The organism is Leclercia sp. Marseille-Q4284 (assembly GCF_916618945.1).
GTDB lineage: Bacteria > Pseudomonadota > Gammaproteobacteria > Enterobacterales > Enterobacteriaceae > Enterobacter > Enterobacter tamurae.
Genome location: NZ_CAKAKG010000001.1, coordinates 576,931 through 603,021 on the forward strand (window position 1 = coordinate 576,931; position 26,091 = coordinate 603,021).

The 26,091-nt window shown below is 57.0% G+C and carries 25 protein-coding genes; 15 read left to right on the forward strand and 10 right to left on the reverse strand.

Annotated features, from left to right (window positions below):
* Positions 1-198: 198 nt before the first annotated feature.
* From rnc to acpS, 5 genes are read left to right on the forward strand one after another with little or no spacing between them, the layout of a single operon-like run.
* Positions 199-879 carry a ribonuclease III gene (gene rnc / locus LG383_RS02695; protein WP_106994562.1) on the forward strand — a complete coding sequence of 227 codons (681 nt, stop codon included), beginning with the start codon at positions 199-201 and terminating at the stop codon, positions 877-879.
* Complete coding sequence (gene era, locus LG383_RS02700) at positions 876-1,781, forward strand: GTPase Era (RefSeq protein WP_106994563.1); 906 nt, start codon at positions 876-878, stop codon at positions 1,779-1,781. The genes rnc and era overlap by 4 nt, the downstream gene beginning before the upstream one ends.
* 11 nt (positions 1,782-1,792) lie before the next feature.
* The gene (gene recO, locus LG383_RS02705; protein WP_225758269.1) at positions 1,793-2,500 is read left to right on the forward strand and encodes a DNA repair protein RecO; all 708 of its coding nucleotides are present in this window, start codon (positions 1,793-1,795) and stop codon (positions 2,498-2,500) included.
* Between the two features lie 27 nt (positions 2,501-2,527).
* Positions 2,528-3,259: a pyridoxine 5'-phosphate synthase gene (gene pdxJ / locus LG383_RS02710; protein WP_225758270.1), complete on the forward strand. Its 732-nt coding sequence runs from the start codon at positions 2,528-2,530 to the stop codon at positions 3,257-3,259.
* A complete protein-coding gene (gene acpS, locus LG383_RS02715; protein WP_225758271.1) occupies positions 3,259-3,639 on the forward strand; it encodes a holo-ACP synthase in 381 nt (126 codons plus the stop codon). Before pdxJ ends, acpS begins: the two co-directional genes overlap by 1 nt.
* Here the strand turns inward: acpS and LG383_RS02720 are convergent.
* Positions 3,636-3,896: a YfhL family 4Fe-4S dicluster ferredoxin gene (locus tag LG383_RS02720; protein WP_106994567.1), complete on the reverse strand. Its 261-nt coding sequence runs from the start codon at positions 3,894-3,896 to the stop codon at positions 3,636-3,638. The two genes, acpS and LG383_RS02720, sit on opposite strands and share 4 nt — an antisense overlap.
* A 56-nt stretch (positions 3,897-3,952) precedes the next feature.
* Positions 3,953-4,801, reverse strand: a complete 849-nt coding sequence (locus LG383_RS02725) for a MurR/RpiR family transcriptional regulator (RefSeq protein ID WP_166183391.1) — start codon at positions 4,799-4,801, stop codon at positions 3,953-3,955.
* 118 nt (positions 4,802-4,919) lie between these two features.
* Between LG383_RS02725 and murQ the strand changes: the two genes are divergently transcribed.
* The 4 genes from murQ to tadA are packed head-to-tail and all read left to right on the forward strand — an operon-like array spanning position 4,920 to position 8,385.
* On the forward strand, positions 4,920-5,813 hold the full coding sequence (murQ, locus tag LG383_RS02730) for an N-acetylmuramic acid 6-phosphate etherase (RefSeq protein ID WP_225758272.1): 894 nt from the start codon (positions 4,920-4,922) through the stop codon (positions 5,811-5,813).
* A 10-nt stretch (positions 5,814-5,823) separates the two neighbouring features.
* Positions 5,824-7,176, forward strand: coding sequence for a PTS transporter subunit EIIC (locus LG383_RS02735; RefSeq protein ID WP_106994570.1), 1,353 nt, complete (start codon positions 5,824-5,826; stop codon positions 7,174-7,176).
* A 3-nt stretch (positions 7,177-7,179) separates the two neighbouring features.
* The gene (yfhb, locus tag LG383_RS02740) at positions 7,180-7,815 is read left to right on the forward strand and encodes a phosphatidylglycerophosphatase C (RefSeq protein WP_106994571.1); all 636 of its coding nucleotides are present in this window, start codon (positions 7,180-7,182) and stop codon (positions 7,813-7,815) included.
* Positions 7,816-7,845: 30 nt separating this feature from the next.
* Positions 7,846-8,385, forward strand: coding sequence for a tRNA adenosine(34) deaminase TadA (tadA, locus tag LG383_RS02745; protein ID WP_225758273.1), 540 nt, complete (start codon positions 7,846-7,848; stop codon positions 8,383-8,385).
* Here the strand turns inward: tadA and mltF are convergent.
* Positions 8,267-9,823 carry a membrane-bound lytic murein transglycosylase MltF gene (mltF, locus tag LG383_RS02750; RefSeq protein ID WP_146145531.1) on the reverse strand — a complete coding sequence of 519 codons (1,557 nt, stop codon included), beginning with the start codon at positions 9,821-9,823 and terminating at the stop codon, positions 8,267-8,269. The genes tadA and mltF overlap by 119 nt on opposite strands.
* A gap of 268 nt (positions 9,824-10,091) precedes the next feature.
* On the opposite strand from mltF, the gene purL reads away from it, so the two are divergent.
* From purL to glnB, 5 genes are all read left to right on the forward strand, one after another.
* A complete protein-coding gene (gene purL, locus LG383_RS02755) occupies positions 10,092-13,979 on the forward strand; it encodes a phosphoribosylformylglycinamidine synthase (RefSeq protein ID WP_225758274.1) in 3,888 nt (1,295 codons plus the stop codon).
* A gap of 550 nt (positions 13,980-14,529) precedes the next feature.
* Positions 14,530-15,963 (forward strand): two component system sensor histidine kinase QseE/GlrK, encoded by a 1,434-nt coding sequence (qseE, locus tag LG383_RS02760; RefSeq protein WP_106994574.1) that lies wholly within the window; start codon positions 14,530-14,532, stop codon positions 15,961-15,963.
* Positions 15,960-16,718, forward strand: a complete 759-nt coding sequence (gene qseG, locus LG383_RS02765) for a two-component system QseEF-associated lipoprotein QseG (protein WP_225758275.1) — start codon at positions 15,960-15,962, stop codon at positions 16,716-16,718. The genes qseE and qseG overlap by 4 nt, the downstream gene beginning before the upstream one ends.
* Entirely contained in the window at positions 16,715-18,052 is a 1,338-nt protein-coding gene (gene glrR, locus LG383_RS02770) for a two-component system response regulator GlrR (protein WP_166183382.1), read from the forward strand. The genes qseG and glrR overlap by 4 nt, the downstream gene beginning before the upstream one ends.
* A 79-nt stretch (positions 18,053-18,131) precedes the next feature.
* On the forward strand, positions 18,132-18,470 hold the full coding sequence (gene glnB, locus LG383_RS02775) for a nitrogen regulatory protein P-II (RefSeq protein ID WP_106994577.1): 339 nt from the start codon (positions 18,132-18,134) through the stop codon (positions 18,468-18,470).
* A 265-nt stretch (positions 18,471-18,735) separates the two neighbouring features.
* Here the strand turns inward: glnB and LG383_RS02780 are convergent, their stop codons facing one another.
* From LG383_RS02780 to hmpA, 5 genes are all read right to left on the reverse strand, one after another.
* Positions 18,736-18,894 carry a DUF943 family protein gene (locus tag LG383_RS02780; protein WP_225758276.1) on the reverse strand — a complete coding sequence of 53 codons (159 nt, stop codon included), beginning with the start codon at positions 18,892-18,894 and terminating at the stop codon, positions 18,736-18,738.
* A 12-nt stretch (positions 18,895-18,906) separates the two neighbouring features.
* The gene (locus LG383_RS02785) at positions 18,907-19,314 is read right to left on the reverse strand and encodes a DUF943 family protein (RefSeq protein ID WP_225758277.1); all 408 of its coding nucleotides are present in this window, start codon (positions 19,312-19,314) and stop codon (positions 18,907-18,909) included.
* Positions 19,307-20,575, reverse strand: a complete 1,269-nt coding sequence (locus tag LG383_RS02790) for a PAAR domain-containing protein (RefSeq protein WP_370635118.1) — start codon at positions 20,573-20,575, stop codon at positions 19,307-19,309. The genes LG383_RS02785 and LG383_RS02790 overlap by 8 nt, the downstream gene beginning before the upstream one ends.
* Before the next feature lie 5 nt (positions 20,576-20,580).
* Complete coding sequence (locus LG383_RS02795; RefSeq protein ID WP_225758278.1) at positions 20,581-21,063, reverse strand: hypothetical protein; 483 nt, start codon at positions 21,061-21,063, stop codon at positions 20,581-20,583.
* Between the two features lie 441 nt (positions 21,064-21,504).
* The gene (gene hmpA, locus LG383_RS02800; RefSeq protein WP_225758279.1) at positions 21,505-22,695 is read right to left on the reverse strand and encodes an NO-inducible flavohemoprotein; all 1,191 of its coding nucleotides are present in this window, start codon (positions 22,693-22,695) and stop codon (positions 21,505-21,507) included.
* Positions 22,696-23,000: 305 nt separating this feature from the next.
* Between hmpA and glyA the strand changes: the two genes are divergently transcribed.
* On the forward strand, positions 23,001-24,254 hold the full coding sequence (gene glyA / locus LG383_RS02805) for a serine hydroxymethyltransferase (protein ID WP_225758280.1): 1,254 nt from the start codon (positions 23,001-23,003) through the stop codon (positions 24,252-24,254).
* 48 nt (positions 24,255-24,302) lie between these two features.
* On the opposite strand, the gene LG383_RS02810 is transcribed toward glyA, so the two are convergent.
* Entirely contained in the window at positions 24,303-24,725 is a 423-nt protein-coding gene (locus LG383_RS02810) for a DoxX family protein (protein WP_225758281.1), read from the reverse strand.
* A 126-nt stretch (positions 24,726-24,851) separates the two neighbouring features.
* The gene (locus LG383_RS02815; RefSeq protein WP_225758282.1) at positions 24,852-26,048 is read right to left on the reverse strand and encodes an ROK family transcriptional regulator; all 1,197 of its coding nucleotides are present in this window, start codon (positions 26,046-26,048) and stop codon (positions 24,852-24,854) included.
* Positions 26,049-26,091 lie beyond the last annotated feature (43 nt).

Genomic DNA, 26,091 nt, shown 5'->3' on the forward strand with positions numbered 1-26,091 from the left:
CTTTAATTAGAGGCTACGTGAATTATTTCAGTGATAAATCTCTTCTGACTAACGACAACCCCTGTCGTTGCGTATAGAATATTCCCCCGAAGTTTAAGGTTGGCGCTGATTCAGTGCCACGGCACACGAAACCGCGTTGGCTCCCTCAGGACGGTTTCGTGTGCTGCATTTTTGACGCATTTATTCTATTGGTATCGCATGAACCCCATCGTAATTAATCGGCTTCAACGGAAGCTGGGCTACACTTTTCAGCATCAGGAGTTGTTGCAACAGGCATTAACCCATCGCAGTGCCAGCAGCAAACACAACGAGCGACTCGAATTTCTGGGCGACTCCATTTTAAGTTTTGTTATTGCGAATGCGCTTTATCATCGTTTCCCGCGTGTGGACGAAGGTGATATGAGCCGCATGCGCGCAACGCTGGTACGTGGCAATACGCTCGCCGAAATTGCCCGTGAATTTGAACTGGGTGAGTGCCTGCGACTCGGGCCTGGCGAACTGAAAAGCGGCGGCTTCCGTCGTGAATCTATTCTCGCGGATACCGTCGAAGCGTTAATCGGTGGTGTTTTTCTCGACAGCGACATCCAGAAGGTTGAGCAGCTGATCCTGAACTGGTATCAGTCGCGCCTGGATGAAATCAGCCCGGGTGATAAACAGAAAGATCCAAAAACCCGTTTGCAGGAGTATTTGCAGGGTCGCCATCTGCCGCTGCCATCTTATCTGGTGGTGCAGGTTCGTGGCGAAGCACACGATCAGGAATTTACCATCCATTGCCAGGTCAGTGGCCTGAGTGAACCGGTGGTTGGCACAGGTTCAAGCCGTCGCAAGGCGGAACAGGCTGCCGCCGAACAGGCGTTAAAAATGCTGGAGCTGGAATGAGCGAAGAAAAGAGTTACTGCGGTTTTGTTGCCATCGTCGGACGTCCGAACGTAGGCAAGTCAACCCTGCTGAATAATCTGCTGGGACAGAAGATTTCCATCACCTCCCGCAAGGCGCAGACCACCCGTCACCGTATTGTCGGGATCCATACCGAAGGAGCGTATCAGGCGATTTATGTCGATACCCCGGGTCTGCATATGGAAGAGAAACGCGCCATTAACCGTCTGATGAACAAGGCGGCGAGCAGCTCTATCGGTGACGTTGAGCTGGTGATTTTCGTGGTTGAAGGCACCCGCTGGACGCCGGACGACGAGATGGTGCTGAACAAGCTGCGCGACGGTAAAGTGCCGGTGATCCTCGCGGTCAACAAAGTTGATAACGTGCAGGAAAAAGCCGATCTGCTGCCGCATCTGCAGTGGCTGGGTAGCCAGATGAACTTCCTCGATATCGTCCCGCTCTCTGCCGAGACCGGTCTGAACGTGGATACCATCGCGGGCATCGTACGTAAGCATCTGCCGGAAGCGATTCATCACTTCCCGGAAGATTACATCACTGACCGTTCTCAGCGCTTTATGGCGTCTGAAATCATCCGTGAAAAGCTGATGCGTTTCCTCGGCGCTGAACTGCCATACTCTGTGACCGTGGAAATCGAACGTTTCCAGACCAACGAGCGCGGCGGGTATGACATCAACGGGCTGATCCTCGTTGAGCGCGAAGGGCAGAAGAAGATGGTGATTGGCAACAAAGGCGCCAAGATCAAAACCATCGGTATCGAAGCCCGTAAGGACATGCAGGAGATGTTTGAAGCTCCGGTTCACCTGGAACTGTGGGTGAAAGTGAAATCTGGCTGGGCCGATGACGAGCGCGCGCTGCGTAGTCTTGGTTACGGCGACGACGTTTAAGTCACTAAAACGTGGATGGATGGCAAAGAGCCTTTGTCCTTCACAGCCGTCCGTGGAGCGAAACCAGCCTGATGCTGGACGTCTTCACGGAAGAGTCAGGCCGCGTGCGCCTTGTTGCCAAAGGCGCACGTTCAAAACGTTCTAATCTGAAGGGCGCGCTACAACCCTTCACACCGCTGCTGGTACGCTTTGGCGGACGTGGAGAAGTCAAAACCCTGCGCAGTGCCGAAGCCGTCTCTCTGGCGCTCCCCCTCTCTGGTATTACGCTGTACAGCGGTCTGTATGTGAACGAGCTGATCACGCGCGTTCTTGAACATGAAACCCGCTTCTCTGAACTCTTTTTCGACTATTTGCACTGTCTGCAGGCGCTGGCGGGCGTTACCGGCTCGCCTGAACCGGTGCTGCGTCGCTTTGAGCTGGCGTTGCTCGGGCATCTGGGATACGGCGTCGATTTTCTGCACTGTGCGGGTAGCGGCGATCCGGTCGAAGACGCCATGACCTACCGCTATCGCGAAGAGAAGGGCTTTATCGCCAGCGTCGTTATCGACAACAGCACCTTCACCGGACGGGATCTGCGGGCGCTGGCGGAACGCGAGTTTCCCGATGTCAGCACCCTGCGGGCGGCAAAACGCTTTACCCGCATTGCGCTCAAGCCGTATCTTGGTGGCAAGCCCCTTAAGAGCCGCGAATTATTCCGGCAGTTTGTGCCGAAGCGTTAACGAATCAAAAGAAAACCGAGGATTGTCATGGCTGAATTACTGTTAGGCATCAACATTGACCACATCGCCACCCTGCGTAACGCGCGCGGGACGGCATATCCCGATCCGGTTCAGGCGGCATTCATTGCTGAGCAGGCGGGCGCCGATGGCATTACCGTGCATCTGCGCGAAGATCGTCGTCATATCACCGATCGTGACGTACGTGTCCTGCGCCAGACGCTGGATACGCGCATGAACCTGGAGATGGCGGTCACCGAAGAGATGCTGGCGATTGCCGTTGAGACCAAACCGCACTTCTGCTGCCTGGTGCCGGAAAAGCGTCAGGAAGTGACCACCGAAGGTGGGCTGGACGTGGCTGGTCAGCTGGATAAGATGCGTGACGCCTGCAAACGCCTGGCGGATGCCGGGATCTTGGTGTCGCTGTTTATTGATGCCGATGAAGCGCAGATTAAAGCCGCCGCCGACGTGGGCGCGCCGTTCATCGAGATCCATACCGGCTGCTACGCTGATGCCGAAGACGACGCCACCCGGGAGAAAGAGTTGGATCGCATCGCCAGAGCGGCCACCTATGCAGCGGGCCTCGGCCTTAAGGTTAATGCCGGCCACGGCCTGACCTACCATAACGTCAAAGCCATTGCTGCCATCCCGGAGATGCACGAGCTGAACATCGGCCATGCGATTATCGGTCGTGCAGTGATGAGCGGCCTGAAAGAGGCGGTAGCTGAGATGAAACGCCTGATGCTGGAAGCGCGCAAGTAATGGCTATCCTCGGCTTAGGCACGGATATCGTTGAAATTGACCGTATCGAAGCGGTGATTGCCCGTAGCGGCGATCGCCTTGCCCGCCGGGTGCTCAGCGATAATGAATGGGCCATCTGGAATACGCACCAGCAGCCGGTGCGTTTTCTGGCCAAACGTTTTGCGGTGAAGGAGGCGGCGGCAAAAGCCTTCGGTACCGGGATCCGCAACGGCCTGGCGTTTAATCAGTTCGAAGTGTTTAACGATGAATTGGGTAAACCGCGCCTCAGGCTGTGGGGCGAGGCGTTAACGCTGGCGGAAAAGCTGGGCGTGGTGCATATGCATGTCACGCTGGCGGATGAACGCCATTACGCCTGTGCCACGGTGATTATCGAAAGTTAAATCTTGTCCGCGTGGTGCATCAGGACAAACTTGTCCCACAGTTGCTCTTCGGATTCAGAGTGTGCCGGATCCTTCAGGATGGTATTGGGGATAGGGCACACCTTCTGGCAGGTTGGCGTCTCGTAATGGCCAATGCATTCGGTGCAACGGTCGCTGTTAATCTCATAAATGCTGTCCCCCATCGAAATCGCCTGGTTCGGGCATTCAGGTTCGCACATATCGCAATTGATGCATTTTTTGGTGATTAACAGCGCCATCAGGAAATTCTCAGAAACAACACAAACAGGGCGGGCATTATACGCTCATTCCCTGTTCAAACCAGTTTTTTTACCAGCGCCTCACTGTGGCGAATGCGTTCCGGAGCCCGCTCCAGATCCTGTTGAACCAGCGCCATGAACAGCAGGTCGGTCAGCAGCATCTGCGCGCTGGTGGAGGAGATAGCCGCGCTGCGGGTGGCCTGCTCTTCGGCAATGGTGTAAAGACAGCGGGTGGCCCGCTGCTGCAACGCGTTGGGGGTAAAGCCGGTGATCGCCAGAATTTTCCCGCCCACGCGCAGGGTTTCATCGGCGGCAAGGTTAATCTCCCGACGTTCGCCGGAATAGGAGATAGCCAGCAGCAAATCGTCAGGCGCCATCGCCTGCACGGTGGCCAGCAGGGCATGCATATCCTGTTCGACAATGGCGATCAGGCCGATCTTATTCAGCTTCCAGCCAAAATTGCGCGCCACCAGCCCGGACGCGCCGATCCCGGTGAGGATCACCCGCCGGGCCGCGTGCAGCATGGCGACGCTCTCCAGCAGTTTCTCCTCGCTGTTCACGTCCAGCGTGGCGTGCATCGCCGCAACTTTCTCCTTGATCAGCTTTTCGCCCACCAGGCGCATCGGATCGTCGCCGCGGATCTGGTTGTGCACCGGCATGGACTGCGGATTCGGATTGCTGGCCAGGGCTTCACTCAGCGCCAGCTTCAGCGCTGGAAAACCTTTAAAGCCAATTTTTTGCGCGAATTTGACCACGCTGGACTGGCTCACGCCCGCCTCGCTTGCCAGCTGCTGGGAGCTTAAATGGCGAGCACGATCGGGCTGGGTAAGTAAAAAGTCCGCCAGTTTTTTATCGCTCTGGGCAAAGCCCGCGTATCGCTGGCGGATACGAATTAAACAGTTCATAAAGACTCCTGGCGAAATGTGATGACTGCAGCAAATGCGAATTCTGCTCGCCTGAATGAATTTTATATTCCATTATAATGCGACTATTATGAATTAAAAATTCTTGAGGCACAAAAAAATGAATCTCGGCTCACTGGTATCAGAATCCCGCAATCCACAGACCCTGGATCTCGACGCGCTCTCCACGCTTGACCTGGTTAATCGCTTTAACCAACAGGATACGCTGGTCGCGCAGGCAGTGAAAGAGACATTACCCGAGGTAGCGAAAGCCGTGGATGCCGCCGCCGCCGCGCTGAAAGCGGGCGGGCGTATCATCTACATGGGGGCGGGCACCAGCGGGCGTCTTGGCGTGCTGGATGCCTCTGAATGCCCGCCAACCTTTGGCGTCCCGCATGGTCTGGTCATCGGCCTGATTGCCGGTGGACCGGGAGCGCTGCTAAAAGCGGTGGAAGGGGCCGAGGACAGCAAACCGCTCGGCGAAGACGATCTTAAAGCTCTCAACCTGACCGCGCAGGACCTGGTGGTCGGGCTGGCAGCCTCCGGGCGTACGCCGTACGTGATTGGCGGCCTCGAGTACGCGAACCAGACTGGCTGCACCACCGTGGCAATCTCCTGTAACCCGGGTTCACCCATTGCCCAGGTCGCCGCGATTGCCATCTCGCCGGTTGTCGGCCCGGAGGCATTAACCGGCTCCACCCGCCTGAAATCCGGCACCGCGCAAAAGCTGGTCCTGAACATGATCTCCACCGGGGCGATGGTGAAGTTTGGCAAGGTTTACCAGAACCTGATGGTGGACATGAAAGCTACCAACGTGAAGCTCATCGACCGGGCCTGCCGCATGGTGGTGGAAGCCACTGGCACCACCCGTGACGAGGCGGAAGAGGTGTTGAAACAGACCGGGTATGACGTCAAACCGGCCATTCTGATGATCTTAAGCGGGCTGGATGCCGCAGCGGCGCGCGCCAGACTCGACGCGCATCAGGGATTCTTACGTGCGGCATTAGAAAACTAAAGAGGCGTACATGGAAAAAACAGCAGCCCTCGCCAGCGATATCCTTGCGGGTATTGGCGGGGAGAACAACATTCTGCGTCTGGAAAACTGCATGACGCGGGTGCGGGTGGAAGTTCAGGATGATGACAAGCTCGATCTGGCGCGGCTGAAAAAACTGCCCGGGGTCAGCGGCTACGTGAAGCAGGGGGAGCAGCATCAGCTGATCGTCGGCCCTGGCAAGGCTGCGCAGGTAGTGGACGCCATGCGTTCCCTGATGGGCGGGGCGGTGATGGATGATGCCGAGCGTACCAAAGCCCAGGTGAAGGCCAAATACAAAGCCCCGATGAGCGACGCGCTGCGCCAGCTGGCCAACGTCTTTATTCCGCTGATCCCGGCCTTTATTGCCTCGGGGCTGATCACCGGGATCATCAATATCCTGAAACGCCCGGACATTGTTGGCGACTTCGCGACCCACTACCCCAACCTGCTGGGGATCCTCGGCATTTTCGGCAGCGCGGTCTTTGCCATCATGAACATTCTGGTGGGGGTCAACACCGCCAAAGTGTTCGGCGGCTCGCTGGCAATGGGCGGGGTGATGGCGGGGATCCTCTCCAGCCCACAGCTGGCGCAAATCACCCTGTTTGGGGAAGCGCTGCAGCCTGGGCGGGGTGGGGTGATCGCCGTGCTGTTGGTGGTGGTGTTGATGTGCTGGATCGAGAAACGGCTGCGCAACCTCCTGCCGGGCTCGCTGGAGCTGATCTTTAATCCGCTGCTGACAACCTTAATCACCGGCAGCGTGGCGATTATCGCCCTGCAACCGCTGGGTGGCGTGATCTCGGAATCCATTGCCCATGGCGCCTCCTGGGCTATCGATCGCGGTGGCTTCCTCGTGGGTGGGGTACTTTCGGGCACCTTCCTGCCGCTGGTGTTGACCGGCTTACATCAGGGCCTGGTGCCGATCCACGTTGAGCTGGTGCAGGCGCATGGTTACAACGCGCTGCTGCCTATTCTGGCGATGGCTGGTGTCGGGCAGATCGGCGCGGCAATTGCGGTGCTAATGAAAACCCGGAATGAACGCCTGAAAAAGGTCATCAAAGGGGCGCTGCCGGTCGGGCTGCTGGGGATCGGCGAACCGCTGATCTTCGGCGTGACCCTGCCGCTGGGCAAGCCGTTTATCGGTGCCTGTCTTGGTGGTGCGGTCGGTGGGGCGCTCATCAGTTACTGGAAAGTGGCGACCGTTATTACCTTCGGTATTTCCGGATTACCGCTGGCATTAACCATCGTGACCGGAAAAGTCATGCTCTATCTGTTAGGCTATCTGGTAGCGGTTATCGCCGGGTTCCTGTTTACCTGGCTGTTAGGGTTTACTGATCCAGAGGAGTAAGGTTTGGCCAATCACGAGCGTCGCGTAGTCTTTTTTGATCTGGACGGAACGCTGCATCAGCAGGATATGTTCGGCACCTTTATGCGTTATTTACTGCGCCGACAACCCCTGAATGCCCTGCTCGTGTTGCCTCTGTTACCCATCATCGGCGGCGTGTTGCTAGTTAAAGGCCGCGCCGCCCGCTGGCCGATGAGCCTGCTGCTGTGGGGCTGTACCTTCGGCCACAGCGAAGCGCGTCTTAAACAGCTGGAGAAAGAGTTTGTCAGCTGGTTTCGCGGGCATGTCACCGCCTTCCCGGTGGTGCAGGAGCGGCTCACCAACTACCTCAACGCCAACGATGCTGACATCTGGCTGATTACCGGCTCGCCGCAGTCGCTGGTGGAACAGGTCTATTTCGATACCCCCTGGCTGCCGCGCGTCAACCTGATTGCCACCCAGATGGGACGCGCATACGGTGGCTGGGTGCTGACCATGCGCTGCCTCGGCCACGAGAAGGTGGTGCAGCTGGAGAAGAAAATTGGTACCCCGCTGCGCCTCTACAGCGGCTACAGCGACAGCAAGCAGGATAACCCCCTCCTGTACTTCTGCCAGCACCGCTGGCGCGTCACGCCCCTTGGCGAACTTCAGCAACTGGAATGATTTTGTGATTATGCATAGCGGGTGTGTATAATGCGCCCGCTTTTCAGACTGGAGTATGCTGCGTTGTCCGACCTTGAACTTAATCATGAATACTGGATGCGCCATGCGCTCCAGCTTGCCAAACGCGCCTGGGAAGAGGGCGAAGTCCCGGTGGGCGCCGTGCTGGTCCACAATAACCAGGTGATTGGCGAAGGCTGGAACCGCCCGATTGGGCGTCACGATCCTACTGCCCATGCCGAAATTATGGCCCTGCGCCAGGGCGGTCTGGTGCTGCAAAACTACCGCCTGCTGGATACCACCCTCTATGTCACGCTCGAACCCTGCGTGATGTGCTCCGGCGCCATGATCCACAGCCGAATCGGCACGGTGGTGTATGGCGCGCGGGATGAAAAAACCGGGGCGGCAGGTTCGCTGCTGGATGTGCTCAGACATCCCGGCATGAACCATCAGGTCAACGTGATGGGCGGGGTGCTGGCACCAGCGTGTTCGGAGATGCTAAGTGAGTTCTTTCGAATGCGGCGTCAGCAGAAAAAGCAACAAAAGGCAGAATCGAAGTTATCGGGCGAGTAAGTTCATCCGGCGATACCACCGGATAACTTTGCGCCAGCTGCTGTGCCGCCTGCGCCTCTCTCTCTTTCTCCATCAGATACCCCACCAGGCTTATCTGGTATTTGCGGATATTCTCCACGTAGGCGTACGCCTCGTGTCCACGCGCATAGCCATAGGTTAATTTGCTGTAATACGGCTTCAGGCTCAGCATCGGCAGGCGCTGTTTGACGTCTGCCCAACTGTTGGGGTTGCCTTTGGTTTTGGCCGTCAGGGCGCGGGCGTCGATCATATGGGCATAGCCCATGTTGTAGGCCGCCAGCGCAAACCAGATCCGCTCCTCTTCCGGCACCGTCTCCGGCACCTTATCCATCATCGCCTGCAGATAGCGCGCCCCGCCGCTGATGCTCTGCTCGGCATCGGTACGGTCGGTCAGGCCCAGGCTCTGGGCAGTGTTTTTGGTCAGCATCATCAGGCCGCGCACCCCGGTAGGCGAGGTGGCGAGGGCATCCCAGTGCGACTCCTGATAGGAGATAGCGGCCAGCAGGCGCCAGTCAATCTCCTGGGCGTACTTCTCAAACAACGGCTGTAGATCGGGCAGCACATTATCCACCGCCCGCAGGAAGCTGCGGGTATCGACGTAGTCAAAGTCATCCCCATGGCCGAGGTATTTCTCCTCCAGACGCGCCAGGGTGCCGTCCTCATTCATCCCGTTGAAGAAATCGAGCATCGCGGCAGAGAGCGTCTGGTCACCATCGAGCGGGCTGAACCAGGTGACGGGCTGCTCGTCAGTGACGTCCAGCGCCACTGCCAGTTCAGGATGAACACGCTGGAACAGGCTGATGGCTACCGAGTCAGCGATAGTGTAGGGCAGTTTGCCGTCGATGACCTGCTGCAGCAGCGCCGTAGTGCCGAGCTTCTCATCCACCGTCCAGTTGAGGTCAGGGTACTTCTTCTCTTTCAGCGCCCGCAGGTCGTCAATCACCACATGCCCCGGGGCGACGGTGAGCTGTTCAGCGCTGAGGCTGGCAAGGGTGCGCGGGCGCAGGCTGCCGACGCGATAGACCAGCTGCTGCGAGACGGAGTAATAGGTGGGGCCAGGCTGATAGTTTTTGCTGCGCTCGCTGTTATAGACCAGTCCGGCGGCCAGCATATCGGCTTTGCCATTATCCAGGTCGTCAAACAGCTGGCTGATGTTCTGGCGCACGGTGATCCTGAGCTTAACGCCCAGATAGTCAGCAAAGTGCTGTGCCAGCTCGTAGTCCAGGCCAATCGCTTTGTTGTTGATGGCGCTGTAGGTCAACGGCGAGGAGAGGGTACTGACGCGCAGCTCCCCCCGCGCCTGAATGGCGGCGATGCGATTTTCGGCCTTGCCGAACCAGGGGATTGAAGGCCAAAGGGCCGCTGCCAGCAGCAAGGTTACGATGCCGATGAACAGATAATTAATCTTTAATTTTTTCAATAAGTTGATTCTATGCGCTGTCTATTATTCTGCTTTGTCGTCGCCACAGTAAAAACAAGTATTACCAAAGATTTCGCGGCATTTTGCGTAAAGTTACGCCACTTGGCAACTTATTAGCGGGATAGGCAACACCAATGGTTAAATGACGGCGTCGATTTTATTACGACGCAAACGGTTTCGTCGGCGCTCAGGATCCACTATAATGGCGCCCGTTTTCCCCCCTTGCGCACACTGTAAGCGCCTCCGGCGCTTCGAAGACGAGAGACTTATGATGGAAATTCTGCGTGGTTCGCCTGCACTGTCTGCCTTCCGTATCAACAAACTGCTGGCACGTTTTCAGGCGGCCGACCTTCCGGTAAGCAATATTTACGCTGAGTATGTCCATTTTGCTGACCTGAATGCTCCCTTAACGGCAGAGGATTTGGTCCGGCTTGAACGCCTGCTGAAGTATGGCCCAAGCCTGAGCAGCCATACCCCAAACGGTAAACTTCTGCTGGTTACGCCTCGTCCGGGCACCATCTCCCCCTGGTCTTCTAAAGCAACCGATATCGCCCGCAACTGTGGTCTGAGCCAGATTGACCGTCTGGAGCGCGGCGTGGCGTATTACGTTGAAGCCTCTACCCTGACTGACGCGCAGTGGGCCGTTGTGGCAACCGAACTGCACGACCGCATGATGGAGAGCGTGTTTGCCTCTCTGGACGACGCGCAGCAGCTCTTCTCCCACCACCAGCCAGCCCCCGTCCAGAGCGTGGACCTGCTGGGTGAAGGCCGTCAGGCGCTGATTGATGCCAACCTGCGTCTGGGCCTGGCGCTGGCGGAAGATGAAATCGACTACCTGCAGGACGCGTTCGTTAAGCTCAACCGCAACCCGAACGACATCGAACTCTATATGTTCGCCCAAGCTAACTCCGAGCACTGCCGCCACAAGATCTTCAACGCCGACTGGGTTATTGACGGCGAGCAGCAGCCGAAGTCGTTGTTCAAAATGATCAAAAACACCATGGAGAAAACCCCTGACCACGTGCTGTCTGCTTATAAAGACAACGCCGCGGTGATGGAAGGTTCCGAGGTGGGCCGCTTCTTCGCCGATCGCGAAGCAGGGCGCTATGACTTCCATCACGAGCCTGCGCATATCCTGATGAAGGTCGAAACCCATAACCACCCGACGGCGATCTCGCCGTGGCCGGGTGCAGCGACCGGTTCCGGCGGCGAAATTCGTGACGAAGGCGCTACCGGTCGTGGGGCAAAACCAAAAGCGGGTCTGGTGGGCTTCTCCGTTTCCAACCTGCGTATTCCGGGCTTTGAACAGCCATGGGAAGAGGATTTCGGTAAGCCGGAGCGCATTGTGACTGCGCTTGATATCATGACCGACGGCCCGCTGGGCGGCGCGGCGTTTAACAACGAATTTGGTCGTCCGGCCCTGAACGGCTATTTCCGTACCTACGAAGAGAAAGTGGAGAGCCACAACGGCGAAGAGCTGCGCGGCTACCACAAACCGATCATGCTGGCGGGCGGGATCGGCAACATCCGCGCCGATCACGTGCAGAAAGGCGAGATCGTGGTGGGTGCGAAGCTGATCGTACTCGGCGGTCCGGCGATGAACATCGGTCTGGGCGGCGGGGCGGCTTCCTCTATGGCCTCCGGCCAGTCTGATGCGGATCTCGATTTTGCCTCCGTACAGCGCGACAACCCGGAGATGGAGCGCCGTTGCCAGGAAGTGATCGACCGCTGCTGGCAGCTGGGCGACGCCAACCCAATTCTGTTTATTCACGACGTCGGCGCGGGCGGTCTCTCCAACGCCATGCCGGAGCTGGTGAGCGACGGCAACCGCGGCGGTCGCTTCAATCTGCGCGACATCCTGAGCGATGAGCCAGGCATGAGCCCGCTGGAGATCTGGTGTAACGAATCCCAGGAGCGCTACGTGCTGGCGGTGGCCCCGGATCAGCTGCCGCTGTTCGATGAGCTGTGCCGCCGCGAGCGCGCCCCGTATGCGGTGATCGGTGAAGCCACCGAAGAGATGCACCTCTCCCTGAGCGATACCCATTTCGACAACCAGCCGATTGACCTGCCGCTGGATGTGCTGTTGGGTAAAACGCCGAAGATGACCCGCGATGTACAGACCCGCAAAGCCAGCGGCAAAGCCCTCGATCTGCAGGGTGTGACCGTTGCCGAGGCGGTTAACCGCGTTCTGCATCTCCCGGCCGTGGCGGAGAAAACCTTCCTCGTCACCATCGGCGACCGTACCGTGACCGGCATGGTTGCCCGCGATCAGATGGTTGGCCCGTGGCAGGTGCCGGTGGCGAACTGCGCGGTGACCACCGCTAGCCTCGACAGCTACTACGGTGAAGCGATGGCGCTGGGCGAACGCTCCCCGGTTGCCCTGCTGGACTTCGCCGCCTCTGCCCGTCTGGCGGTAGGTGAAGCGCTGACCAATATCGCTGCCACCCAGATTGGCGACATCAAACGCATCAAACTCTCCGCAAACTGGATGGCCGCAGCCGGTCACCCGGGTGAAGACGCCGGGCTGTACGAAGCGGTGAAAGCGGTGGGTGAGGAGCTCTGTCCGGCGCTGGGTCTGACCATTCCGGTGGGTAAAGACTCCATGTCGATGAAGACCCGCTGGCAGGAAGGCAGCGAGCAGCGCGAGATGACCTCTCCGCTGTCGCTGGTTATTACGGCGTTTGCCCGCGTGGAAGATGTGCGTCATACCATCACTCCGCAGCTTTCTACCGAAGACAACGCCCTGCTGTTGATTGACCTGGGTAAAGGTCACAACACGCTGGGTGCCACCGCGCTGGCGCAGGTTTACCGTCAGCTGGGTGACAAGGCGGCAGACGTACGCGACGTAGCGCAGCTGAAAGGCTTCTACGACGCCATTCAGGCGCTGGTGGCGCAACGCAAACTGCTGGCCTACCACGACCGTTCTGACGGCGGCCTGCTGGTTACCCTGGCGGAGATGGCCTTCACCGGCCACTGCGGCGTGGAAGCCAACATTGCCAGCCTGGGCGACGACCGTCTGGCGGCGCTGTTCAACGAAGAGCTGGGTGCGGTAATTCAGGTGCGTGCTGCCGATCGCGAGGCGGTAGAAGCCCTGCTGGCACAGCACGGTCTGGGTGACTGTGTGCACTATCTGGGTAAAGCGGTGACCGGGGATCGCTTTGTTATTGAATCCAACGGTCAGGCGGTATTTGCCGAAAGCCGCTCTACGCTGCGCATGTGGTGGGCAGAAACCACCTGGCAGATGCAGCGTCTGCGTGACAACCCGGTGTGCGCCGATCAGGAGCACGAGGCGAAAGCCAACGACACCGATCCGGGCCTGAACGTGAAGCTCTCTTTCGACATCAATGAAGACATCGCCGCGCCGTATATTGCGAAGAGCGCCCGTCCGAAAGTGGCCGTTCTGCGCGAGCAGGGCGTGAACTCCCACGTTGAGATGGCGGCTGCCTTCCACCGTGCGGGCTTCGATGCCATCGACGTGCACATGAGCGACCTGCTGGCAGGCCGTACCGGTCTGGCTGATTTCCAGGCGCTGGTGGCGTGCGGCGGCTTCTCTTACGGCGACGTGCTGGGAGCCGGTGAAGGCTGGGCGAAATCGATTCTCTTCAACGACCGCGTCCGCGACGAGTTCGAAACCTTCTTCCACCGTCCGCAGACCCTGGCTCTGGGCGTCTGTAACGGCTGTCAGATGATGTCGAACCTGCGCGAGCTGATCCCGGGCAGCGAAGCCTGGCCGCGCTTTGTGCGTAACCAGTCCGACCGCTTCGAAGCGCGTTTCAGCCTGGTGGAAGTGACCCAGAGCCCATCTCTGCTGCTGCAGGGGATGGTGGGATCGCAGATGCCAATCGCCGTTTCCCACGGTGAAGGGCAGGTGGAAGTGCGTAACGCCGCTCACCTGGCAGAGCTGGAGAGCAAAGGCCTGGTGGCGCTGCGCTTTGTCGATAACTTCGGTAAAGTCACGCAGACCTACCCGGCGAACCCGAACGGCTCTGCCAACGGGATCACCGCAGTGACCAGCGAAAGCGGCCGCGTTACGGTGATGATGCCGCACCCTGAGCGCGTGTTCCGCACCGTCAGCAACTCCTGGCACCCGGAGAACTGGGGCGAGGACAGCCCGTGGATGCGTATCTTCCGCAACGCGCGTAAGCAGTTGGGTTAAATCCAAAACGGCAACCACGGTTGCCGTTTCGTTTTGTAGGCCGGGCAAACGCCGTGCCGCCCGGCAATTCCCCGGTGTCGCAAATGTGCGACAACCCTCACATTATCATGTCGCCAATTGGCGACATTTAACCTGTTGATTTTCATAGCACCCAGAATAACTCTGCAAGGGTGTTGCTAATAAGCGACAGATAGCCTGAAAATCATCCCATCCGAAATTACCGCTGGTATCTATAAAAAATCATATAAATTAACACTTTAATATTTTTATTTGCATTCTGGCACATCTGTTGCATAATAATAACCAGTGGCTCATTCACCCTCTTATGTCAGCCCCTTCGGGACGCGCTACATAAACTTCGAATGACGCACAAAAAGGTGCCTGCCGTCCAACTACTGATCATAGCGTTGCTTTATCAGACCCAGGGCGAAACGTCGAGTTAGGCACCGCCTCATTCCATAATAAAGCCGGGTTTTTAACCCGGCTTTGTTGTATCTGAAGGGTTGTCCAGCTAGCATCCTCTTACCTCCTCGCGACAGAGAGTAATGCGTTGAAACGCTGGCCTGTTTTCCCTCGCTCCTTGCGACAGTTAGTCATGATGGCATTCCTGCTGATCCTGCTGCCTTTGCTGGTCCTGGCATGGCAGGCATGGCAGAGCCTGAACGCCCTCAGCGCCCAGGCGGCGCTCACCAACCGTACTACCCTGATTGATGCCCGCCGCAGCGAGGCGATGACCAATGCCGCGCTGGAGATGGAGCGCAGCTACCGGCAGTATTGCGTCCTCGACGACCGAACCCTGGCAACCGTCTATCAAAATCAGCGTAAGCGCTACAGCGAAATGCTCGATGCCCATGCCGGGGTATTGCCGGATGACAAGCTCTATCAGGCCTTACGCCAGGATATTAATGCCCTGGCGCAGCTCCAGTGCCTTAACAGCGGCCCCGATGCGATGTCTGCCATGCGGCTGGAAGCCTTTGCCAATGCCAACGCCGAGATGGTGCAGGCGACCCGGGCGGTGATCTTCTCCCGCGGGCAGCAGCTCCAGCAGGAGATTGCCGAGCGCGGCCAGTTCTTTGGCTGGCAGGCGCTGGTGCTATTTCTGGTCAGCCTGGTGCTGGTCCTGCTCTTCACCCGCATGATCATCGGCCCGGTCAAGGGCATCGAGCGGATGATCAACCGGCTGGGGGAGGGGCGCTCGCTGGGCAATACCGTGGTCTTTACCGGCCCGCGCGAGTTGCGCTCGGTCGGGCAACGGATCATCTGGCTCTCTGAGCGGCTGGCGTGGCTCGAATCCCAGCGCCACCAGTTTTTACGCCACATCTCCCACGAACTGAAAACCCCGCTCGCCAGCATGCGCGAGGGGACCGAACTGCTGGCCGATGAGGTCGCCGGACCGCTGACGCCAGAGCAGGGGGAGATTGTGGAGATCCTCGATGCCAGCAGCCGCAATCTGCAAAAGCTGATTGAGCAACTGCTCGACTACAACCGCAAACTGGCCGACGGCATCCCCGAGCTGGAGCGCGTCGAGCTGGCGCCGCTGGTGGATATGGTGCTCTCCGCCCACAGCCTGCCTGCCCGGGCTAAAATGATGCATACTGAACTGGCACTCTCGACGCCCGCCTGTTTAGCCGAACCCATGCTGCTGATGAGCGTCCTGGATAATCTTTATTCCAACGCGGTGCACTATGGCATTGAATCCGGTACCATTTATGTTCGCAGTTTTACGCGCGACTCACGCGTCTGTATCGATGTCGCCAACACCGGAAACCCGATCCCCGACGATGAAAAAACGATGATCTTCGAACCCTTTTTCCAGGGGAGCCATCAACGCAAAGGGGCGGTTAAGGGAAGCGGTCTGGGGCTGAGCATCGCCCGCGACTGTATTCGTCGTATGCAGGGAGAGCTTAATCTTGTCACTGACGACCGTACCGATGTCTGTTTTCGCATCGAACTGCCGCTTGAGTCGGAAAAATCACTGAAATGAATCTAAGTCTGGTGAGTATGTCACACGTCTTTTCCCGCGCCATTAACGCGGTCTTTTCCGGCCACTTTATTCGCCTGAGCCTTCCCTGCCTGCTGCTGACCGGCTGCGTCACCCACGCACCCGCGCCAGCGATTAGCGACAAGCAGGATGAAAAATTGCCTGAACATCAGCTGGCGGACTTCCTCTCTACCGACTGCAATAATATCTGGCAGCTGCACGGTCAGGAGACCGACAGCAACCCGCTCTTCTGGCTGCGCGGCATGGACTGCGCGGACCGCCTCTCACCCGCCGCCGCGCGCGCAGAGGCCCGGGGCTGGACCGATGACACCTGGCAGGAGAGCTTTAAGCGCGGGATCCTGCTGGCGAATGCCAAAATTAACCCGGTGGAGCGGCGGGTATTGACCACCCGGCTGGATGCGCTGAGCCCGCAGATCCCCGCCCAGGTGCGCCCGCTTTACCAGCTCTGGCGACACGGGCAGGTACTACAGCTGCAGCTGGCGGAAGAGCGTTCCCGCTACGGCAAGTTACAGCAGACCACCGATGGCGAACTGGATAACCTGCGCCAGCAGCAGCAATATTTACGCACGCAGCTGGACACCACCACGCGGAAGCTGGAAAACCTGACCGATATTGAACGGCAGCTCTCCACCCGCAAGCCGGTCAGTAACTATCTGCCGGATGCGCCGAAGAGTGCGACACCATCCGCTGACGGCGACGCGGCGGATACCCCGAACCAGGAGGATGGAAAGCCATGACAAGCCGAAAACCTGCGCATCTTTTGCTGGTGGATGATGACCCCGGTTTGCTGAAGCTGCTGGGCATGCGTCTGGTGAGCGAGGGCTACAGCGTGGTGACCGCCGAAAGCGGTCAGGAAGGGCTGAAAGTGCTGGGGCGCGAGAAGGTCGATCTGGTCATCAGCGATCTGCGGATGGATGAAATGGACGGCATGCAGCTGTTTACCGAGATCCAGAAGCTCCAGCCCGGCATGCCGGTGATTATCCTTACCGCCCACGGCTCGATCCCCGATGCCGTGGCGGCCACGCAGCAGGGCGTCTTCAGCTTCCTCACCAAGCCGGTGGATAAAGACGCGCTTTATAAAGCCATTGATGACGCGCTGGAACACGCCGCGCCGTCCGGGGACGAGACGTGGCGGGAGTCATTTGTCACCCGCAGTCCGATCATGCTGCGGCTGCTGGAGCAGGCGCGGATGGTGGCGCAGTCTGATGTCAGCGTGCTGATTAACGGCCAGAGCGGCACCGGGAAGGAGATCCTCGCCCAGGCGATCCACAATGCCAGCCCGCGGGGCAAAAATGCCTTTATCGCCATCAACTGCGGGGCGCTGCCCGAGCAACTGCTGGAGTCGGAGCTGTTTGGTCATGCGCGCGGGGCCTTCACCGGCGCGGTCAGCAGCCGGGAAGGGCTGTTCCAGGCCGCAGAAGGCGGCACGCTGTTCCTCGATGAAATTGGCGATATGCCCGCTCCCCTGCAGGTCAAGCTGCTGCGCGTGCTGCAGGAGCGCAAGGTCAGGCCGCTGGGCAGTAACCGTGATATCGACATCAACGTGCGCATTATCTCGGCCACCCACCGGGATCTGCCCAAGGCGATGGCGCGCAACGAGTTCCGCGAAGACCTCTTCTATCGCCTTAACGTCGTCAACCTGAAGATCCCGGCGCTGGCGGAGCGGGCGGAAGATATTCCCCTGCTGGCCACCCAGCTGTTGCGCCAGTCCGCCGAGCGGCATAAGCCCTTCGTGCGGGCCTTCTCCACTGATGCCATGAAGCGGCTGATGACCGCCAGCTGGCCCGGTAACGTGCGCCAGCTGGTGAACGTGATTGAGCAGTGCGTGGCGCTCACCTCCTCGCCGGTGATCAGCGATGCGCTGGTGGAGCAGGCCCTGGAGGGGGAGAACACCGCCTTGCCGACCTTCGTCGAGGCCCGTAACCAGTTCGAGCTCAACTATCTGCGTAAGCTACTGCAGATCACCAAAGGCAACGTCACCCATGCCGCACGGATGGCCGGACGTAACCGCACCGAGTTTTATAAGCTGCTGTCGCGCCATGAGCTGGAAGCAAACGATTTTAAAGAGTGATACGCTAAATTCCGCCTGAATATGATACTGTGAGCAACCGATTACGAGGCAGCTGACAGGCATAAGTTTAAGGAACACCATGAAAAAGATTGATGCGATTATTAAACCTTTCAAACTGGATGATGTGCGCGAAGCGCTGGCGGAAGTCGGCATCACCGGCATGACGGTAACGGAAGTGAAAGGCTTTGGTCGTCAGAAGGGCCACACGGAACTCTACCGTGGCGCGGAATACATGGTCGATTTCCTGCCGAAGGTAAAAATTGAAATCGTGGTGTCGGACGACATCGTCGAGACCTGCGTGGATACCATTATCCGCACTGCGCAGACCGGCAAAATCGGCGACGGCAAAATTTTCGTCTTTGACGTGTCGCGCGTGATCCGTATCCGTACCGGCGAAGAAGACGACGAGGCGATTTAATCCCGCGTCGTTTGTTGCCCGTTGGCCCGCGCAAGCTGAGTCCAACCGGACGGACACGTAAAATGCCGCTTGCAGCAGCCATTGGTATAGGGTGTACAAGACTATGCTGAATTCTTGAGGTTTAAGCCTTACTATGGCTATAAACATTAGCCTAACTGGTTAACCTTCGATTAAACCACCTCTCCAGGTGGTTTTTCGTTTACAGGGCAAGAAATACACGCTCTCAAAAAAGGATCTCAAGAAGATCCTTTTCTATTTTGGCTTCTCACCAGGCTATCTGACGGCTTTTCAGGTACGGAAAATGTCTGACCAGAATCGTATTTCCGTCGTGAACAGTCACAATCTCTACCGGTGTAAAATACTGCCAGAGCAGATAGCCACAGCCTGCGACAGCGATAACGTCCGCTATCAACCGCTTATTCACCCCGCCTCCAGTTTAATATGACTCATATTTCAGCCCGTAATTCCTACTCCATCTCACATCGAAAAGTGGTTTTCTATCAATACACCGAGCCTCTGTCGACATGTCATTGAAACAAAAAACCTCATCTGTAAACCACAGCAAGCTTTCGTTCGGTTCAGTACGATATCCATTCCCAAAATCCATAATCAAAACGTGATAGAAGCCGTCTTCATCTTTGTGTGGAATCCCGTATTTTTCCTGAATCATGTCCTTATTAGCTTCCCACCAGTCTATCCGACGGCTTTTCAGGTACGGAAAATGTCTGACCAATATTTTATAACTGTCATGAACTGCTACAATCTCCACTGGGGTCTGATACTGCCATAGCAGATAACCCCCGGAAGCTGCAGCAATGATGCCCGCGATCAGCCGTTTATTCACCTCTCCTCCCGCTAATTTCCACGGTCGCATTCATCTCGGTGATAAATGGCCTGTAGCCATATTTCATATAGCGCTGCAGCACAAACCAGATACGAAAAAGTCGCCCCTCACGGTAAATAGGGTTCAGGATATCTGCATCATCAAGTCCGAAGTGATCCTGAATTCGGTAATGCACCTTTGCTCGGTAGTGGTCACCCATCACCTCCAGTGATTCCAGCGTAATATGCGTGGCCCAGGTATCATGGACGGTAATCACCAGCCCGTTAGTCCGGTCGACCAGATGGTCAAATTTAGGTAATACAGCATCATTGACGTCATTAAAGTTGCCCTTGTCGTCGAATAATACGCTTTCTTTACGCTGCGGGATAAAGCCATATTCGTAGCTCACAGCATCATCCAAAGCCTTTTTAATCTTCAACAACGAGCTTTTTTCAGAACGGTCATTCAAAATCTGCTCTTTAAGCGCCTTATCCAACAGAGGGCTACTGTACGGCCTACCGCTGTTACCCTGCATATGGCTGATCATCTCTGTGATGATGTCCTGATATTCCCCCTGAAACGAGAATACCTTCGCCAGCCCCCGGAACTCATCAAACATCAGCCGGGCGCTTTCATCCCGGCTGATAATGACCGGCTTACTCTCCGTCAGGTTGCCCGGATAAAATCCGCCATACGGACTGGTGGGAGCTGACGGTGCAAGGGTTAGCGTATACGGGTTCACTTTTGCCGAGACATCCGTCAGGCCAAAGCGCCCTTTCAGCACCTCCTCGCTCAGATCGCCGCAATGCATGTCCTTCGCGTCATAATCATCCATAAGGCGCTTCGTGGTATAAATCCGCACCGGAAGCGGCAGAGGTTCAGGCGGTGCTTCTGCCGGTACAGCAGCCGTTGGCCGGGCTTTCGCCGTCTGGGCGTATTGCACCGGCTCTGCCCCGGATGCAACCGTCATCATCATCGGGTCTGACACCTCAACCACACCCGGCGCGATGAGCCAGTTTGTCCCTGTCGTGCACCCGCAGCGAATGGCGGAACCGTCTACCGCAACCGCCACCATATTTGTCTGCCGGTGATCTCCGCTGACGATCACCCCGACCTCGCCGCATTTCGGGCAGTGCGAGGTTTTATCCCCGATATAGAGTTTCAGCTTCCCCATCACCGACATGCCGGGACGGGAGGCATAGCAGACAGAGCCCGTGGACGTTTTATCCCCGTCAAGCCCGACGTTTTTACCGTGAACGATACAGCCTCTGTTGACCCACATCGTCTTCAGACTCCTTTCGCCAGAAACGACTCGTCCATCGGCATACCGTCACGCTCAACCAGCATACCGGTTGCCTGCGGTGTACTGATAATCTGGTCGCCGTTGCTCAGAAGGCTGTCCACAAGCGCAATCCCGCGCTCGTTTTTAGTGATGTTCTTTCCGCAGCCGTTGATAATCCGTGCGTTAGTGCCGTCAGGGTAAACCACCTCATCGCCTTCCAGCGCGATATTGACCCTGCGCCCGCCCTCAAGCTCAATCTCACCACCATTCCATGCTGCCCGCACCACACCACCTCGTGCTGTCAGACTGCCATCAACGGCAATCCGGAAAATCGCCGTCGCCGGATGATCACACATAAAAGCTTCCTGTGCTTCGACAAGCTCCCGTGCGCTATCCGGCATCGCCGCTTTCTGCTCTGCTGAGAACGGCGGCATTGATAATGAAGCCGCCATTTCTGGGGGCAGTTCATTGGTGTATTGCTGTGACATATAAAATCCTTTTTGTTTGTGTGGTTAATAAGTATCCCATCATACACTGGGTAGCTTCAGGGTAAATAGCTTTACCTGTCGCCAATATTGGACCTCCTCAGCGGGAAAATTTCTCTTACAGCCTGTCGGAAAAGCCAGTGATGAAGGTGGTATACGTTCTCAAAGCTCGATGCAGAAGGTGCGCCTTTATTGCGCTCGGAGCGGGGCTGACAGTATCTGATGGCAGGCTATCAGGCTTAATTGAAGGCCAGAGCATGAAGCGAAGCATATTGTGCAAAGGGAAATGCTTGAATAATGCTCTGATAGAGAAATCTATCTGGAGCGGACAAACCTGAAATTAAAAGGCCTGAGTCCGGTAGACTACCGAACCCAGGCCCTGAAAACCGCTTAACATGAACAGTCCAACTTTATGGGCTTATTCCAGAAGAGGGGCTTTTTGCATTACAGCACCTTATGCGGGCCGAAGCATTCGTAATGAATGTTCGCTTTATTCACCCCCAGCTCAACCAACTGCGCCGCGGCATACTGCATAAACGCCACCGGGCCACAAACGTAGAACTGCATCTCCGGCGCGTGGAAGTGATCTTTATGCTGGCTTAACGCCATCAGACCTTCGCTGTCGAAGCGCGCTGCGGCGCGGTCATCGTCTGTCGGCAGGCGATACCAGGTATGCGCGGTAAAGTGCGGCAGACCGGCAGCCAGAGTTTTCACTTCATCAGAAAACGCATGCACTTCGCCATTTTCTGCGGCGTGGAACCAGTTCACCTGCGCCTGATGCTGCGATTTCGCCAGGGTATCCAGCATCGCCAGCATTGGAGTCTGACCGACACCCGCGGAGATCAGCGTCACTGGCGTATTAGCATCCACCGCCATAAAGAAATCACCCGCCGGTGCGGCCAGATGTACCACATCACCGACGTTGGCTTCGTTGTGCAGCCAGGTCGAGACCTGACCACCTTCCTCGCGTTTCACCGCAATACGATAGCCTTTGCCGTTTGGCTTGCGGGTCAGGGAGTACTGGCGGATCTCCTGATGCGGGAAGCCTTCAGGCTTCAGCCACACGCCCAGATACTGGCCCGGCTGGTAATCGGCAACCGGCTGACCGTCGACCGGCTCAAATTCAAAGCTGGTAATAAGCTGGCTGCGCGGCGTTTTTTCCACGATACGGAAGGCGCGGGTGCCTTCCCAGCCGCCGTTCTTACTGGCGTTTTCGCTGTAGATCTGCGCTTCACGGTTGATAAACACGTTAGCCAGCACGCCGTAAGCTTTTCCCCACGCGTCCAGCACCTCCTGGCCCGGGCTGAACATCTCATCCAGCGTCGCCAGCAGATGGCTGCCCACGATGTTGTACTGCTCGGGTTTGATCTGGAAGCTGGTGTGTTTCTGGGCAATTTTTTCCACCGCTGGCAGCAGCGCCGGCAGGTTCTCAATGTTGCTGGCGTAGGCGGCAATGGCGTTGAATAACGCTTCACGCTGATCGCCGTTACGCTGGTTGCTCATGTTGAAAATCTCTTTGAGCTCCGGGTTGTGCGCGAACATACGATCGTAAAAATGGGCGGTAAGTTTTGGGCCGGTTTCAACCAGCAGGGGAATGGTGGCTTTAACGGTAGCGATGGTTTGAGCGTCTAACATAGCAGCTTCCTTCAAATGTTACTTTAATGATGTATTTTAGATGCATCTTATAAAAAATAACCCTGCGTTGTAAATGGTTCTTTGCAACGTGAATTAACTGCATCACAAACCTGAAAAGAAATCCAGTTTACAGGGTGAGAGCGTTATTGCTCAAACCCTTGCGTGGCGGGTAGGTAAACGTTTGCGTAAAATCGTTTGTCAAGACCTGTTATCACTCTGCTAATCAGTTATACTGTTGCCCGTCGTCCAACTGGACCGCCTTTTTCAGGCAAAAATTTACTTGTTAGCTGAGTCAGGAGATGCGGATGTTAAAGCGTGAAATGAACATTGCCGATTATGATGCCGAACTGTGGCAGGCTATGGAGCAGGAAAAAGTACGTCAGGAAGAGCACATCGAACTGATCGCCTCCGAAAACTACACCAGCCCGCGCGTGATGCAGGCGCAGGGCTCTCAGCTGACCAACAAATACGCTGAAGGTTACCCGGGCAAGCGCTACTACGGCGGTTGCGAGTACGTGGATATCGTTGAGCAGCTGGCGATCGACCGTGCCAAAGAGCTGTTTGGCGCCGACTACGCCAACGTGCAGCCGCACTCCGGCTCTCAGGCTAACTTCGCGGTTTACACCGCGCTGCTGCAGCCGGGCGATACCGTTCTGGGTATGAACCTGGCACAGGGCGGCCACCTGACTCACGGCTCCCCGGTTAACTTCTCTGGCAAACTTTACAACATCATCCCTTACGGCATTGATGAGTCCGGTAAAATTGACTACGAAGACATGGCGAAGCAGGCTAAAGAGCACAAACCGAAGATGATCATCGGTGGCTTCTCTGCTTACTCCGGCGTGGTTGACTGGGCAAAAATGCGTGAAATCGCCGACAGCATCGGCGCATACCTGTTCGTCGACATGGCGCACGTTGCCGGTCTGATCGCCGCAGACGTGTACCCAAACCCGGTTCCACACGCTCATGTGGTGACTACCACTACCCACAAAACCCTGGCAGGTCCACGCGGTGGCCTGATCCTGGCGAAAGGTGGCGATGAGGATCTGTATAAGAAACTGAACTCTGCGGTATTCCCAAGCGCGCAGGGCGGCCCGCTGATGCACGTGATCGCAGCGAAAGCTGTGGCGCTGAAAGAAGCGATGGAGCCCGAGTTCAAAGTTTACCAGCAGCAGGTAGCGAAAAACGCCAAAGCGATGGTGGAAGTGTTCCTGAACCGTGGCTACAAAGTGGTCTCCGGCGGGACGGAAAACCACCTGTTCCTGCTGGATCTGGTGGATAAAAATCTGACCGGTAAAGAAGCTGACGCCGCCCTGGGCCGCGCCAACATCACCGTCAACAAAAACAGCGTACCAAACGATCCGAAGAGCCCGTTCGTGACTTCCGGTATCCGTATCGGTTCACCGGCTGTCACTCGCCGCGGCTTTAAAGAAGCGGAAGTGAAAGAGCTGGCTGGCTGGATGTGTGACGTGCTGGACAACATCAATGACGAAGCCGTTATCGAACGCGTGAAAGCCAAAGTGCTGGATATCTGCGCGCGCTTCCCGGTTTACGCATAATTCTGCCCCGCAGAATAAAAAGGCCGCGAATGCGGCCTTTTTTTATGGCTAACGCCGGTCGATGGAGATAGCCCCCGGCCCGGCGACCGCCAGCAGCAGAAACCCGCCAGCGATACTGATGTTCTTGAAGAAGTTAATCATGTTCGGCATCACCGCATCGCCACTCATATCCCAGTAGTGGTGACCAATCACCGCCGTACCCAGGGTATAAAAAACAAACAGCACCGCCAGTGGACGGGTAAAAAAGCCGAGCACGATCAGAATGGCGGCGGGCACCTCCATGATCACCGCCACGATGGCCGCCAGCATCGGCATCGGGGCGCCGAGCTTCGCCATGTACTGCACCGTGCCGTCAAAATCAAACATCTTCGGCACGCCAAAAATAATAAACAGCAGGATCAGGGCGAGGCGGGCGATCAACAGGATCAGCGCCCGGGAGTGACCGAAATCGAAATAGCGTAATCTGTTCATGGCAGGCTCGATATGAGTGGGATTTATCTTAAAGCTAATACACAAAATGCCGGTCCGCCATCCAGGTTTTCGTCATAAATCAGGCATCAGGGTGATGTAAATTTTCCTGTCTGCGACAGGTTCCCGTCAGCCTGCCTCCAGCGCATCCTCCACAAACAGATAACCAATACCGATAATCTGCTGCTGCCGGGTTAAGCCGCCAAAAGCGATTTCCGTTTGCCGGTTACGCACCGCATCCCCCTGATCGAAGGGGGTAAAGCCGATCTGGCGATTAATGGTTTGCAGCCAGCGTTCGCCGAAGGTGCAGCTGCGACCATAGAACCAGATTTGGTTGATGTTGAGCACATTGAGCAGATTGTAGAGCGTCAGCCCGATGGCGTTAGCGGCCTCGTCGGCCCAGCGCTGAATATTCACGTCACCCTGACGCCAGGCATCCAGCAGCTGCAGGCTGGTAAGGGTATCCGGGTCGAGACTCAGGGAGCCGGGTTGTGATTTCAGCCACAGCCGCGCCTGTTTTTTTAAGGCCGACAGGGAGGCGACCGTCTCCAGGCAGCCGTATCGCCCGCAGGCGCAGGCCACGCCGTCGCGATCAAAAATGGTGTGGCCAATCTGCCCGCTGCCGTTAAGCGTTCCGCGATAGACCTGGCCATTAATGACGAACGAGGAGCCGATGCCGTAATCGACGTTAATCACGCAAAAATCGTCGCGGTTGGCCGGGTTTTGCCATTTTTCCGCCAGGGCCAGCATCACACAGTCGTTATCCACCATCACCGTGATGCCGAGTTTTTCTTCCAGCAGATACTTAATCTCGATCGGTTTTTTCCACGGCGCCTGGGGCATGATCTGGGACACCCCGGTGGCGGTATCCACCTGGCCGTGGATCCCGAGAGCCAGGTTAATCCGCTGCCCCGGCCAGCGTTTACGCTGCTGCTGCCACAGGCCTTCGATGGCCTGCAACAGCGCCTCTGGGGTGCGGGCGTTGACGTCGGTCCAGGTAAAATCGCCCAGGGGTGACATGCGCCCGTCGATCAGCTGGCTTTCAATGCTGGTGGGGCTGACATTCATGCAGAGTATCAGTGGACCCTCATCCGGGATCTGGTAGTGACCGCTGTTCATCCCTCGGGTGCTGAGGTTTTCGCTGGAATGCGCCAGCTTATTGTCAGCCACCAGCTCATCCAGAATCTTACTGACGGCGGGGATCGACAGCCCGGTGTGCTGGGCCAGCTGCGATTTACTCAGACGCTTATAGCGCCAGATAAGCGCCATGATCGTGCGGCGGTTATGCTGCCGCACCCGCTGGTTGTTCAGACCGGCTATCTGCATTTCACTAAACTCCGTTAATAGTATTGCGTGAGCATTACGCAAT

Coding starts and splice junctions, on each gene's coding strand:
- rnc (WP_106994562.1), top strand. CDS start 199: ATGAACCCCATCGTAATTAATCGGCTTCAACGGAAGCTGGGCTACACT.
- era (WP_106994563.1), top strand. CDS start 876: ATGAGCGAAGAAAAGAGTTACTGCGGTTTTGTTGCCATCGTCGGACGT.
- pdxJ (WP_225758270.1), top strand. CDS start 2,528: ATGGCTGAATTACTGTTAGGCATCAACATTGACCACATCGCCACCCTG.
- acpS (WP_225758271.1), top strand. CDS start 3,259: ATGGCTATCCTCGGCTTAGGCACGGATATCGTTGAAATTGACCGTATC.
- LG383_RS02720 (WP_106994567.1), bottom strand. CDS start 3,896: ATGGCGCTGTTAATCACCAAAAAATGCATCAATTGCGATATGTGCGAA.
- LG383_RS02725 (WP_166183391.1), bottom strand. CDS start 4,801: ATGAACTGTTTAATTCGTATCCGCCAGCGATACGCGGGCTTTGCCCAG.
- murQ (WP_225758272.1), top strand. CDS start 4,920: ATGAATCTCGGCTCACTGGTATCAGAATCCCGCAATCCACAGACCCTG.
- LG383_RS02735 (WP_106994570.1), top strand. CDS start 5,824: ATGGAAAAAACAGCAGCCCTCGCCAGCGATATCCTTGCGGGTATTGGC.
- tadA (WP_225758273.1), top strand. CDS start 7,846: ATGCGCCCGCTTTTCAGACTGGAGTATGCTGCGTTGTCCGACCTTGAA.
- purL (WP_225758274.1), top strand. CDS start 10,092: ATGATGGAAATTCTGCGTGGTTCGCCTGCACTGTCTGCCTTCCGTATC.
- qseG (WP_225758275.1), top strand. CDS start 15,960: ATGAATCTAAGTCTGGTGAGTATGTCACACGTCTTTTCCCGCGCCATT.
- glrR (WP_166183382.1), top strand. CDS start 16,715: ATGACAAGCCGAAAACCTGCGCATCTTTTGCTGGTGGATGATGACCCC.
- glnB (WP_106994577.1), top strand. CDS start 18,132: ATGAAAAAGATTGATGCGATTATTAAACCTTTCAAACTGGATGATGTG.
- LG383_RS02790 (WP_370635118.1), bottom strand. CDS start 20,575: ATGTGGGTCAACAGAGGCTGTATCGTTCACGGTAAAAACGTCGGGCTT.
- LG383_RS02795 (WP_225758278.1), bottom strand. CDS start 21,063: ATGTCACAGCAATACACCAATGAACTGCCCCCAGAAATGGCGGCTTCA.
- hmpA (WP_225758279.1), bottom strand. CDS start 22,695: ATGTTAGACGCTCAAACCATCGCTACCGTTAAAGCCACCATTCCCCTG.
- glyA (WP_225758280.1), top strand. CDS start 23,001: ATGTTAAAGCGTGAAATGAACATTGCCGATTATGATGCCGAACTGTGG.
- LG383_RS02810 (WP_225758281.1), bottom strand. CDS start 24,725: ATGAACAGATTACGCTATTTCGATTTCGGTCACTCCCGGGCGCTGATC.
- LG383_RS02815 (WP_225758282.1), bottom strand. CDS start 26,048: ATGCAGATAGCCGGTCTGAACAACCAGCGGGTGCGGCAGCATAACCGC.